Genomic DNA, 13,564 nt, shown 5'->3' on the forward strand with positions numbered 1-13,564 from the left:
GATGAGAAAAATAATTTCTATTATCCTAGGACTGGTTATAATCCTTATGCCTATTTCGTCCTGGGCTACACCACCTATTTTTTCCGGTGGAGTTAACAATGAATATAAATATGAAGAGATTGTATTCATATCAGGTAAGCCAATAAAATTTGTGGGAGAGATAAAGGAAAAGGAAAAAATCAAGGATAATGAAAAAACCATAACATATACACTAAGGCTTACTCCAGAAGATAAGAATATAGATGCCAAATTGGATAGAACCATAACTTTACTTACCACATATGATAAAAACAAGGAAAAGGGTCAGACTATAGGTAAAACCATAGTAGATAAGTATAGGGAGTCTATAAATGTTGACAAGGACAAATATGATTTAGAGGATTATCAACTTTCTAAATCGGATGTGACAGATAATAGACCTGCTTCTGATTTTTATTCAGGTAATTTAACAGGAAGAAAATATTATACTATAAATAGGGATGAAGGAGAAGTAATAGTAACCATAAGTGGATCTAATACGGGATATAATAATTTTTGGGGAAGTACAGAGACTGTTCTTATAAACAAGGATATAGAATCCATAAAGTATACTAAAGATAAGGATGGAGATTTGGATAAGGAATCTTGGAATGGGAACATAGAAATACAAGTAAGTGATAGTACAACTAAAACCTTGAGATATAATGATAACAAGGCAGAATTATCTAGTATAGATGGGGGCCATATGAGAGTTACTGAAAGTGGAATGGTTTCTAGGATTAAATACAATATGCCCTATGAAGATGATGATGAAATAAATAACAGAAAAAGAGTAAGAAGGGTCATACAACTTAGTAATAAAAAGGTACCTAAAATAGAAAGATTAATAGTGCCTAAATTTAGGGATATAGAAGGCCATTGGGCTGTAAATCATATTAAGAAGCTATATTCACTAGATGTATTTAATGAAACATCGGAATTTTTTGTACCAGATGTACCTATAAAGAGGGAAGAATTCACTAAAGCCATAATAAGGGCTTGTGATATAAGACCTAATAATGAAGAAGAAGAAAATAAAAGAAGTCGTAGTAGAAATAAGGAACCTGAAGTGTCACCCTTTAAAGATGTTCCTGTGGAAAGTCCCAATTATAAATATATAAAAAATGCTTTAGAGAAAAATATCATATCAGGTATATCAAAAGACTTATTTGCTCCAGAAAAATCCTTAACGAGAGCAGAGGCCATAACCATATTGATAAGGGCATTAGGTTTTCAAATGAAAGCTCCCACACCAGGATTTTATACTTCCTTTAATGATGATAGTGAAATTCCTGGATGGTCTAAGGATAGCATATATGTGGCAAAGGAAATTGGAATAATAAATGGAGATTTGAAGGGCAATATTTATCCTAATAAAATACTAACTAGGGCAGAAGCTTCAGCCATGTTAGTTTCCCTTTTAGGTTTCCTAGAAAGGGATCTACAAAGGGACTATAGAGAAAATATTATAAATTACAATTAAAAAATCATAAATAAATTGACTATTAATAGTTAATAATATATAATAAAACAGTTATTTTAAATACTAGCGAGCACCCTTTATGGGTGCCCTGCCATAAATAGATGGATGAATAGGTAGGTCACCCTTAGGGGTGGCCTCACTTTTTTTAGGAAAATAATTATTGTGGAAAGGGGAAGTTTTATAATGACAAAGTACATATTTGTAACTGGAGGGGTAGTGTCCTCACTAGGAAAAGGAATCACAGCTGCATCACTAGGTCAGTTACTTAAGGCAAGAGGCCTTAAGGTGACTATACAAAAATTTGACCCATATATAAACATTGACCCAGGTACAATGAGCCCATATCAACATGGTGAAGTATTTGTAACAGAAGACGGAGCAGAAACGGATTTAGATTTAGGACATTATGAAAGATTTATAGATATAAATTTAGGAAGTTATAGTAGTGTAACTACGGGAAAAATCTATTGGTCTGTACTTAATAAAGAGAGAAAAGGTGAATATTTAGGAGCTACAGTTCAAGTAATTCCTCATATTACTAATGAAATTAAAGAGAGGGTACTTCGTGCAGGAAATCAGAGTAATGCGGACGTGGTTATAACAGAGATTGGTGGAACTGTGGGAGATATTGAAAGTCAACCTTTCTTAGAAGCCATAAGACAGATTAGATATGATGTGGGTAAGGAAAATGTCATGTATATTCATTTAACATTACTTCCATACCTAGGAAAAGCAGGAGAAATGAAAACTAAACCTACTCAACACTCTGTTAGGGAGCTTAGGGAAATAGGTATCCAAACGGATGTTATAGTATGTAGAACTGAAAAACCAATGAGTCAAGAGTTAAAGGACAAGATAAGTCTTTTCTGTAATGTGGATTCTAAGAATGTAATTCAAAATACAGATGCAGAAACCTTGTATGAAGTTCCCCTTATGTTAGAGGCAGAGGGATTACCACAAATAGTTTGCAATAGATTAGGATTAAAGTGTAGTGAACCTGATTTGACAGAGTGGACAGCCGTAGTAGAGAGGGAGAAGAACTTAAAAGATGAAATTAATATAGGACTAGTGGGTAAGTATGTGGAACTACATGATGCATACCTTTCTGTGGCAGAAGCCTTAAAACATGCAGGTATAGGAAATGATACTAGGGTAAATATAGACTGGATACACTCAGAAGAACTTACCAAGGAAAATGTGGAATTCTACCTAAAGGATGTCCATGGTATATTAGTTCCTGGTGGTTTTGGAGACAGGGGTGTGGAAGGCAAAATAGAAGCCATAAGATACGCTAGGGAAAATAAGGTTCCTTTCTTAGGCATATGCCTGGGAATGCAACTGGCAGTAGTGGAATTTGCCAGAAATGTGGTGGGATTAAAGGATGCTCACAGTTTTGAATTAAATCCAGATACACCATATCCAGTTATAGATTTAATGCCAGACCAAATAGATATAGAGGATATGGGTGGAACCTTAAGACTGGGAGTATATCCATGTAAGGTATTCCCTGACACATTGGCAGAAAAGGCCTACGGAAAGAATTTAATCTATGAAAGACATAGACATAGATTTGAATTCAATAATAAATATAGGGATAGATTAACTAAGGCTGGTTTAGTTATAAGTGGATTATCTCCAGATGAAAGATTAGTTGAAATAGTGGAAGTGAAAGACCATCCTTGGTTTGTGGCTGGACAATTTCATCCAGAATTTAAATCAAGACCTACAAAGGCCCATCCATTATTCAAGGATTTTGTAGGAGCAGCTATTAAAAATAAATAAGGTTAAGTGTTAAGGGTTAAGAGCTATGGATTAAATTTATACTCTTAACCCTTAGTGTCCTGCATGGGGTTAGCAGTGGGCAGTTAGCAGTCAATGGAAAAAAAGTTGACAACTCATAATTAAAAGACCACAATCCTAACAGCTAACAGCTAACAGCTAACAGCTAACAGCTAACCAACAACGAACAACGGGGGATAAATATGAAGAAACATATAGAAAGATTGTACTTTCTCTTTATTTTAATTATAAGTTCCATAATGAAATTTAAATACATAAATAATATTAAAACAAAACAACTTTATGATTTTGAAACTTATCATGAAATAGCTTCTAATATATATAACCATTTAGGACATACATTAGATGGATGGCCAATTGCCTTTCAGGGAATGGGGTATCCTACTACTTTAGGATTTGTATATAAAGTAGTTGGAAATGACAGTATGGAAGTGGCTAAAAATTTTAATGTGATATTATCCATATTAACTTTAATAATAATATACTTTATAACGGTTAAACTTTCAGATGATAAATTCATAATATATGGAACTTATACTATGGTGGCATTCCTGCCAAATTATATAGCCTATAATAATGTGGTAGGAACAGAGGTGTATTTTACCTTTTTATTTAGTCTATTAATACTTTCTTATGTATTAGAGTATAGTTTCAAATTTAAATTAGTAATAGTTGGTTTTTTAGTAGGTATATTAACTTTAACTAAACCATTTTTCATGGTATATCCTATAGTCTTAGGTTTTATAGATTATTTAAAGGATAAGGATATGAAAAAATCAATAATATATGTAACGAGCGGATTAATTATTATGGCCATGATTGTATGTCCTTGGACCTATAGAAATTACAAAAAGTTTGGTAGAATTATTCCCGTGTCCTACAATTCTGGATATGTAATGTATATAAATAATAATGACTATAATACTAAAGGTGCTTGGATGCCCCTACTAGATGTGCCAAATACAAGGGAAAATAAAGAAAAGATAGAAGATATATTATCTAAGAAAAATGTAAAAATAGCACCAGAAATAGAACCTACAATTAAAAAAACTGCTAAAAATTGGATTGTAAATAACAAGATAGAGTTTTTAAAGCTAGGAACCCTAAGGTTAAACTCCATATTTTATACTGGTAGTTGGGATATAGATGCTTGGACTAAAAATGAAGAAAAGGTTAAGGATTTTGAAGAATTCACTAAGGAAGAACAATCTTATATGATAAGAAATAATAATTTTCATAGAAGTTTTAGGGATATAATAATATATATTCTAAGTAGTATGGGGATAATATATGCCTTATTTTCTATAAAATTAATACTACAGGGATTAATAAATAAGAAATATAGGGTAAGTAGTATAATATTAATACCATCTTTAAATACTTTATTTTTTATGAGTGTATACTTTGTATATGAAGGACAATGTAGATATAACTTTCCTTTACTTTTTCTATTTGTAATAGGTTTTATGAATATATTAAGTAGTTTGAATATGAAGGAAGGTCTGTAGAGTTATAGATTTCTGGTGTATAAACTTGCTTTATGTGGGCCTATTTCAGGAAAATATATTGAAAATTTTTTCCACCCAAGTCCTTGTCACAAGCGAAAGTGTGAATCTTCGTATATAGGTTCATGTGTCATGTTGGAGTAGCATAGGATGTTGTGACGTTCCAGGGCTCCAAAGATTTTCAATATATTTTCCCTTATAGGCAAGTTACTGTATAAAACAAATTTAAAACCAATAAAGCTATATTTGTAAAAAGTTGATTTAATTCTATTTTTAGTTACAATATTAAGAGGGAGTTATGAAAAAAATTTCAGTTGAGTTGTTATAGGAAAATAAATAGAGAAGGTAGGAATTAAATCATATGTGTACAATAGTCTTAGCGTATAAGAAGCATCCAGAGTACAAACTAATATTGGCAGCTAATAGAGATGAATTTTATAGTCGTCCAACCAGGGAAGTACACTTTTGGGAAGATCATGAGAATGTTTTAGCAGGAAGAGACTTAGAAAAAATGGGGACTTGGCTTGGCATAACTAAGGAAGGAAAGTTTTCTGGAGTTACTAATTATAGGGATAATTCATTGAATGTAGAAAATTCTAAGAGTAGGGGAAATTTAGTAAAGGATTATTTAATAGGTGAAGAATCACCAATTGAGTATATGAATAAAGTTAAGAGAGAAAATAAACTATATGATTCATATAACTTATTAGTAGGAAATCTAAATTCCATATACTATTACTCAAATGTATCAGATGAGATGAAAGAGTTAGAACCAGGTGTTTATGGACTTAGCAATCATCTTTTAGATACGGATTGGTTTAAGGTAAGAAAGGCTAAGGAGAAGCTTATAGGTTTAATAGAAAATAAGGAAAAAATATATGAAGAAGATTTACTAAGTATTTTATATAATAAGACTGTTCCACATGATGATAATCTTCCAGACACGGGAGTTGGTATTGAGTGGGAGAGGATTTTGGCTCCTGTATTTGTAGAAAGCTCAGAATACGGGACCAGAGCGTGCACTATTATTTTAGTAGATAAAAAGGACAGGGTCACTGTAGTAGAAAAGAGTTTTAACAATTACACTTGGAGATTGAAAAAATTAGAATTTAACATAAAGTAAAAGAAAAAATCTAGTAATTATTACTAGATTTTTTTTTTTAGGGAAAACTATTCTAGAGAAAAAATTAAATTAGGAGGATGTCATATGGATAATGCCATGTTTTGTTATCAGTGTGAGCAAACGGCAGGAAGCAAGGGTTGTACTAAGGTAGGCGTATGTAGTAAATCCCCTGACGTAGCTAATCTGCAAGATGTGCTCATATTCTTAATGAAAGGTATAGGTTTTTATGCCACTAAGAATATAGAAAAAGGCAGTAAAATACCTAGGGAAATTGGAGAATTTTTTACAGAATGTGTATTTGCCACTTTAACTAATGTGAATTTTGATGAAGGTAGATTTGTGAAATATATAATTAAGGCTAATGAAGTTAAAAAGCAGTTCAAAGAAAGTGCAGGAGATGTGGGACCAGTGCCAGAAGGTGCTGATTTTATAGCTCCAGAAACTAAGGGAGAAATGCTAAATATTCCTAAAATGCCTAACTTAGGAGTTATGGATGATGAAAATCTAGATATGGATATTCGTGCCTTAAGGGAATTTTTAATTTATGGAATAAAGGGAATGGGTGCTTATCATCATCACGCCTATATATTAGGTAAATATGATGAAGAAGTGGCACATTTCATGTTTAAAGCCATGGGTGCAACTCTAGATAAAAATTTGACCCTACAAGATTACTTTGATTTGAACATGGAATTGGGAAAGGTAAATTTAAAGTGTATGGGTCTATTAGATGGAGCTAACACAGATGCATTTGGTCATCCAGAGATAACAGAAGTATTGATAACTAAGAAAAAGGGACCTTTTATAGTTGTATCAGGCCACGACCTACGAGATTTAGGGGACCTACTAGAGCAATCAGAAGGAAAGGGCGTAAATATATATACCCATGGAGAAATGTTGCCATGTAATGCTTATCCAGGACTTAAAAAATATAAGCATTTAATTGGAAACTTTGGTGGAGCATGGCAAGATCAACAGAAGGAATTTGATAGTTTACCAGGAGCAGTTTTAATGACTAGTAACTGTATTATGAAACCAAGGGAAAGTTATAAGGATAGAATATTCACATCTAGTATAGTTGGCTTTGAAGGTGTAGAACATATTGAAACGGTTGATGGGAAAAAGGATTTTACACCAGTAATAGAGAAGGCATTAGAATTAGGAGGGTTCTCTCAAGATGAAGAAGAAAAGAGAATTCCTATTGGATTTGCAAGAAATACAGTACTTAGCCATGCAGGAACTATAGTGGATGCAGTTAAATCTGGACAAATAAGACACTTTTTCTTAATTGGCGGTTGTGATGGAGCTAGACCAGGTAGAAATTACTTTACTGAATTTGCTGAAAAAACTCCACCAGATACAATCATACTAACATTGGCCTGTGGAAAGTATAGATTTAACAAGTTAGATTTAGGAAGTATAGGACCATTCCCTAGGATTCTTGATTGTGGACAATGTAATGATGCCTATTCAGCCATAGAAATAGCCCTTGCTTTAGCTAAGGCCTTTGATTGTGATGTGAATGAACTACCCATTTCATATATAATTTCTTGGTATGAGCAAAAGGCAGTGGCAGTACTCCTAACCATGTTATACTTGGGTCTTAAAAATATTTACTTAGGACCTACATTGCCAGCATTTGTTACACCAAATGTATTACAAGTTCTAGTAGATAAATTTAACATTCAAAGTATAAGTACACCAGATGAAGATTTAAAAACCATATTAGGATAAAAAATAGGATGTGATTAAAGATATTATGGTCTTTTATCACATCCTATAAAAATGTACTTATGTTACATTTTAAATTTAGTTAGAACATCTTCTAATTCTTGGGCTAATTGAGATAATCCTGCAGATGAATATGCCATTTCTTCAATGGATGCATTTTGTTCTTCCGTTGATGCAGATGCTTCCTCAGTTGCAGCAGCATTATCTTCTGCTATTTCTACTAATTTTTCCATTATATTTAATATCTTATTTTTACCATCTTCTAAGGTCTTTCCAGATTTATTTAATTTTTCAATTATATCCTTTGAAATTTCTATATCAGAGGCAATTTTATTATATTTCTCTTCTATATTAGAAACGCTTAAGGATTGATCTTTGATTATTTTGTATACAACTGAAACTGATTCTAGAGATTTTTCAGAATTAATCATTAACTCTTTTATAATAGCATCTATTTCCTTAGTAGATGAGGTAGATTCTTCTGCTAATTTTCTAATTTCTTCTGCTACCACTGCAAAGCCTTTACCATGTTCTCCAGCACGGGCAGCTTCTATGGCAGCATTTAATGCTAGTAAATTAGTTTGTTCTGCTATTTGGGCAATGACTGCACTGGCGGCACCTATTTTGTTTGAACTACTATTAGCCTCTGTACTTACCCTATAAATTTCTTCTGCCGATTCCCTTGTCATTTTAGTTTTTTCAACTAAATCATGTACGACCTGTAATCCTTCTTGCACATTTTTATCCATATTATCAGAACTATTGTTTAATTCATTTAAATATTCTTCATTTGTATTTATAATATCTCCCAATACAGATGCATTTTCTGTACCTACCTGAGTATCCTGAGCTTGATTAGTAGCCCCAGATGCAATTTCTTCTATGGTCTTTCCAATTTCATGGGATACAGATGTAACTTGTTGGGCTGTAGCAGATAATTGTTCAGATGATATGGCCACTTGAGATGAAGTTTCACCCACTTGCTTCAAGAATGCCCTTAGATTTTCAATTATAGACTGTATTCCATTAGAGATTGTCCCTATCTCATCCTTCCTATTTAATAATTTTTTATTTGTATCCTCCCTAATATCTAGGGTTGCTACCCTATTTGTTATTTTAGATAATTCTATTATAGGGTCTTGTATGTATTTAGAGATAAATAGGATTAGAATAAAACCTATTATTATGGATAGGGGAATTATTATAATCATAACCCTTTCCATTTCTTTTAAGGGTAAAAAGGATTCTGATTCATCAACTTCTATTATTAATCCCATAGGGAAATCTCCTAATTCAATAACACTAATATTTCCAAATACATGATTGCCTAAATAATCTTCATATCGATCCATATGAGAATACTCAAAGTTTTTATTTTTGATTTCCTGAGATAATAGGCTTGTAGCTTGGGTGGATATAGTTTCCTTTAAGGATGAGTCCTTTGTATATGACCCCAATATAGTTTCTGTATGTAGTAATCCATTTTCATCTACTAGATAGGAATCACCAGTTTTTCCTATCTTTTCTATACCCTTATGAACTATTTTATTTAATTTATCTTGATTTATTATTATATTTATTGTACCTAATATATTATATTTATCCTTATCATATATGGTTGTGGAAAGGGTCATAATATTTTCAGATGTTACATCAGAAAAAAACAATGGAGACCAATTTTGTTTTCCACTTAATGATTGTTTGATATAATCTCTACTAGATAATTGAGCTCCCTTTATATTCTTACTATTTACAGAAAATATTCCCTGGCCCTTGTTATCTGTAATAAATATATCCGTATAATTATATTCTTCCACTGCCACACCTAATAATTCCTTAAGCTGGTTTTCATGTATTGAAAAATTTTCCGATTCTATGCCATTTTCATAATAAGTTTGTAAAAAACTATCTACCTCTTTAGATTTTGCAAAAAATTTTCCATCGCCCTTTCTCTCTGAAAAATAACTATTTAATTGTTCTTTAATTAATTCTGAGAACAGGTTATTTTTAGAGTAGATTTCATCTGTTATGTTTTGTCTAACATTATAATAAAAAATTCCTGATAAGAGTAACAGTGGTATTAATCCCGTTACAATAAACATTACTATTAACTTGTACTTCATTTTTAGATTACTCATTGTATCACTCCTTATGAAAAAAAGTACATACATTTTGTCCTATTTTTCTATCATCTCACTAAAAGTTTTCCATCAGCACTACCTCCATAATACCATGATTCTCCAATCATATGCAAATAAATGTAAAAAATTACAAAATTTTCACATTGTTAGGTGGAAGACTTATGAATAAAGTGTTAGTTTTTGTGAAAAATTCCTATAGATTTATCACATCATATTTAAAAACGACCCGTTTTAAATATTGAGAATATTAACCATAAATACATGAGTAAGGCTGCAACCAATCCAAATTTTAAAAGGGATAAGCTAAAGAGGTACTCTTGTGTGCCAACACGGGCAGCCATTCCAAAGCCTACTATGAGGCCTGCTATAATTATGCTTAGGGATAATAGGGCAATACTAAAAGAAATTTTATTAGTTATCTTATCAAAATGTTTTAGTATACCCCCTGTTCCTATAAACTTTAAGTTAAGATTATAATCTTCATCTTCTAATTTCCTAAAAAAGTTAAGAATAAAATCTGGAAAATTATGTATAAGACTAGCGTAGTCGAATATATTCTCTGCCAGGTTATTTTTAATAGCCTTTGGTGAGAATATATTTAACATGAGCTTCTTGGCCATAGGTTCGGCCACTTCTAATATATTTAACTCAGGATCTAGCTTTTCAACAACTCCTTCCATAGTACCCAAAGTTTTTACTAACATAGTAAACTCATTTGGGATAGTAAGGTTGTATTTAAAGGCTAGATTGAAGATTTCATTGAAAAATTCTCCTAGTTTTATGTCATTTAAGGGTAACTCAATATATTTATCCCTTAAATTATCTATTTCATATTGAAGCTTTTTTATGTCTGAACGTTTATTTATTATGTTTAGACCTGTTATGGCTTCCACTATGAGCTTACTATTTCTAAAGGTGATTCCTAACAGTATTTTTAAAAATTGTTTTTTTCTTTCTTCTCTCAATTTTCCGATCATACCAAAGTCTAAAAATGCAATATTATTATTGGGTAGGATCATAATGTTTCCTGGATGTGGGTCCCCATGATAAATACCATCTCTTAATATTTGTTCAAATATGGATTTTGAAATTTTTCTAGCAATAAATTTAAAATCTACATTGGCTTCTTTTAAGGATTGAAAATCATTTAAACCAATACCATTTATATGCTCTAAGGTTAATATTCTTCTAGTTGTATAATCCCAATGAACTGTTGGTATAATAATTTTTTTGTCCTTTGACAAATTTTCTTTAAAGATTTCTGCATTTTCTCCTTCAACGATGAAATCCAATTCGTTTCTTAAAATATTTTGAAATTCACCAATCATAGTACTAAATTCATATAGTTTACCATATTTAGTATGATTATCAATAAACCAGGCTAAATCTTTTAAAATCATTATATCTTCTTCAATTTTCTTTTCTATTCTAGGTCTTTGTATTTTTACTACAACCTGTTCACCAGTTTTTAACTTTCCCAAATGTACTTGAGCTATGGAAGCTGCTCCTAAAGGGTTTTTATTGAAATGGGTGAAAATATCTTCTAATTTTTCACCTAGTTCATATTCTATAGAAGATTTGACCTCTTGAAAGGAAAAGGTTGGAGCATCATCATGAAGTTTTTCCAATTCATTTATAATATTTTCAGGAAGTAAATCTGGTCTTGTACTCATTATTTGACCAAGCTTTATAAAGGTTGGCCCAAGTTCTTCTAATGCCAACCGAAGTCTTTCCCCAATAGATAATTGTCTTTCATTTCCTTCTTTTTTTATTATTTTATTTTTTATATCCAAGTAATTTAAAATACCCAACTGATCTAAGGCTAGACCAAATCCATATTTCATAAATACCCTAATTATTTCTTTATATCGTTTTATATGCTTATATCTACTAATTGGTATCAATTAATATCACAACCTATTTAAAGTCTTATTTTTTTCAAAAACCTTTATAATATATTTTGATAAATAAGTTTATATTTTATCCTATTATATGATTTTTCTTAATATAAGGCATATTCAAAAAACCATCTTTAACCTTACGTGCGAAATTCTCCCACTTCTAAAGTGGGAGATGGATAGCACTTGCCGATAGGCACAAACTTTGATACACTATAATCAGTTGTAAAGTTTGAAAGGTAGTGTTATGAATGAAATTAGATAGTAATAATCATTCAGTGTTCCTGTTGAATTATCATCTAGTATTAGTTATAAAATATAGACGTAAAGTTATAAATAATAAAATATCAGATAGATTAAAAGAGATATTTGAGTATATTAGTCCTAAATATAACATCATTTTAGAAGAGTGGAATCACGATTTAGACCATGTACATATGCTTTTTAGAAGTGCTCCAAATACTAATATATCTAAATTTCTCAATGCTTATAAAAGTGCTAGTAGCAGATTAATAAAAAAAGAATATCCCATAATAAAAAAACAGCTATGGAAAGAATATTTTTGGAGTAGGAGTTATTGTCTTATAACAACTGGAGGTGCTCCCATAGATGTAGTCAAAAAATATATAGAAAATCAAGGCATTAAGTGAGGTGAGATGATTGAAAAAAGCTTACAAATATAGAATATATCCTAATGAAGAACAAAAATTATATTTTGCTAAAACTTTTGGATGTACTAGATTTGTATATAATCAAATGTTAGCTGATAGAATTAAGTCCTATGAAGAAAATAAAGATTTAGATATAAAAAATATAAAATATCCAACTCCTGCTCAATATAAAAAAGAATATGAATGGCTAAAAGAAGTTGATAGTTTAGCTTTAGCTAATGCTCAACTAAATTTAGACAAGGCATATAAAAATTTTTTCAGAGATAAATCTGTAGGATTTCCAAAATTCAAAAGTAAGAAAAGTAACTATCATAGCTACACTACTAATAACCAAAAAGGTACTGTATATATTGAAAATGGCTATATAAAGTTACCTAAACTTAAATCTATGGTTAAAATAAAGAAACATAGAGAATTTGTTGGAATTATAAAAAGTTGCGCCATATCTAAGACACCTAGTAACAAATATTATATTTCTATTTTGGTTGATAGTGAGAATATTCAGTTGCCTAAAGTAGAAAATAAAGTAGGTGTAGATGTTGGAATAAAAGAATTTGCAATTTGTTCTAATGGTGATAGGTTTGACAATCCTAAGTGGTTGAGAAAATCAGAGAAAAGACTTGCTAAACTCCAAAAGGATTTGTCAAGAAAGAAAAAAGGCAGTAGTAACAGATATAAAGCAAGGCTAAAGGTAGCTAAATTATATGAAAAAATAACTTATCAAAGAAATGATTTTCTAAACAAGTTATCTATAAAACTAATTAGAGAAAACCAATCAATAGTAATAGAAGACTTGAGAGTAAAGAATATGATGAAAAATCATAAGTTGGCAAAAGCAATAGGTGAAGTGTCATGGGCTGAATTCAGAAGAATGTTAGAATACAAGTCAAAATGGTATGGCAGAGAGATAGTCATAGCACCATCTAATTATGCAAGTAGTCAATTGTGTTCTGAATGTGGATATAAAAATACTGATGTAAAAAATCTAAAACTAAGAAAATGGATATGCCCAGAGTGCAATACTCACCATGATAGAGATATAAATGCTAGTAAAAATCTACTGAAATTAGCTATATAATTTTGGTACTTATGTGAGGTCGGTGCGACCTTGTTAGCTTGGGTAAACTTGGCACGTTGGTGCTATTGACCAAGAAGCTCCCACTTCAACCGTTAGGTAAGTGGAGAGTAGTTCAC

At 31.2% G+C, this 13,564-nt stretch carries 9 protein-coding genes; 7 read left to right on the forward strand and 2 right to left on the reverse strand.

All coding sequences use genetic code 11. The features are described 5' to 3' along the window. Window position 1: 1 nt before the first annotated feature. From N4A57_RS05680 to hcp, 5 genes are all read left to right on the forward strand, one after another. Window positions 2-1,501: an S-layer homology domain-containing protein gene (locus N4A57_RS05680; RefSeq protein WP_293656705.1), complete on the forward strand. Its 1,500-nt coding sequence runs from the start codon at window positions 2-4 to the stop codon at window positions 1,499-1,501. Window positions 1,502-1,684: 183 nt separating this feature from the next. Further along, on the forward strand, window positions 1,685-3,283 hold the full coding sequence (locus tag N4A57_RS05685) for a CTP synthase (RefSeq protein WP_330671459.1): 1,599 nt from the start codon (window positions 1,685-1,687) through the stop codon (window positions 3,281-3,283). Between the two features lie 200 nt (window positions 3,284-3,483). Beyond that, entirely contained in the window at window positions 3,484-4,809 is a 1,326-nt protein-coding gene (locus tag N4A57_RS05690) for a glycosyltransferase family 39 protein (protein ID WP_293656707.1), read from the forward strand. Between the two features lie 358 nt (window positions 4,810-5,167). Continuing rightward, a complete protein-coding gene (locus tag N4A57_RS05695; RefSeq protein ID WP_293656709.1) occupies window positions 5,168-5,929 on the forward strand; it encodes an NRDE family protein in 762 nt (253 codons plus the stop codon). An 84-nt stretch (window positions 5,930-6,013) separates the two neighbouring features. Beyond that, complete coding sequence (hcp, locus tag N4A57_RS05700; protein WP_293656711.1) at window positions 6,014-7,663, forward strand: hydroxylamine reductase; 1,650 nt, start codon at window positions 6,014-6,016, stop codon at window positions 7,661-7,663. A 62-nt stretch (window positions 7,664-7,725) separates the two neighbouring features. On the opposite strand, the gene N4A57_RS05705 is transcribed toward hcp, so the two are convergent. Continuing rightward, window positions 7,726-9,798 carry a methyl-accepting chemotaxis protein gene (locus N4A57_RS05705; RefSeq protein ID WP_293656713.1) on the reverse strand — a complete coding sequence of 691 codons (2,073 nt, stop codon included), beginning with the start codon at window positions 9,796-9,798 and terminating at the stop codon, window positions 7,726-7,728. Between the two features lie 218 nt (window positions 9,799-10,016). Then, complete coding sequence (locus tag N4A57_RS05710; RefSeq protein ID WP_293656715.1) at window positions 10,017-11,705, reverse strand: ABC1 kinase family protein; 1,689 nt, start codon at window positions 11,703-11,705, stop codon at window positions 10,017-10,019. A 245-nt stretch (window positions 11,706-11,950) separates the two neighbouring features. Here N4A57_RS05710 and tnpA point away from each other — a divergent pair, with 245 nt between their 5' ends. Together tnpA and tnpB are read left to right on the forward strand one after the other, a co-directional pair. Continuing rightward, complete coding sequence (tnpA, locus tag N4A57_RS05715) at window positions 11,951-12,349, forward strand: IS200/IS605 family transposase (protein WP_442863856.1); 399 nt, start codon at window positions 11,951-11,953, stop codon at window positions 12,347-12,349. 10 nt (window positions 12,350-12,359) lie between these two features. Continuing rightward, window positions 12,360-13,448, forward strand: a complete 1,089-nt coding sequence (tnpB, locus tag N4A57_RS05720; protein WP_293656737.1) for an IS200/IS605 family element RNA-guided endonuclease TnpB — start codon at window positions 12,360-12,362, stop codon at window positions 13,446-13,448. The last annotated feature ends 116 nt before the right edge of the window (window positions 13,449-13,564 follow it).

The organism is Anaeromicrobium sp., from assembly GCF_025210435.1.
Lineage (GTDB): Bacteria > Bacillota > Clostridia > Peptostreptococcales > Thermotaleaceae > Anaeromicrobium.

What these genes read in the sequence shown, in the direction of transcription:
- N4A57_RS05695 (WP_293656709.1), top strand. Translation starts at nt 5,168, where the DNA reads ATGTGTACAATAGTCTTAGCGTATAAGAAGCATCCAGAGTACAAACTA.
- N4A57_RS05680 (WP_293656705.1), top strand. Translation starts at nt 2, where the DNA reads ATGAGAAAAATAATTTCTATTATCCTAGGACTGGTTATAATCCTTATG.
- hcp (WP_293656711.1), top strand. Translation starts at nt 6,014, where the DNA reads ATGGATAATGCCATGTTTTGTTATCAGTGTGAGCAAACGGCAGGAAGC.
- N4A57_RS05685 (WP_330671459.1), top strand. Translation starts at nt 1,685, where the DNA reads ATGACAAAGTACATATTTGTAACTGGAGGGGTAGTGTCCTCACTAGGA.
- N4A57_RS05705 (WP_293656713.1), bottom strand. Translation starts at nt 9,798, where the DNA reads ATGAGTAATCTAAAAATGAAGTACAAGTTAATAGTAATGTTTATTGTA.
- N4A57_RS05690 (WP_293656707.1), top strand. Translation starts at nt 3,484, where the DNA reads ATGAAGAAACATATAGAAAGATTGTACTTTCTCTTTATTTTAATTATA.
- tnpA (WP_442863856.1), top strand. Translation starts at nt 11,951, where the DNA reads ATGAAATTAGATAGTAATAATCATTCAGTGTTCCTGTTGAATTATCAT.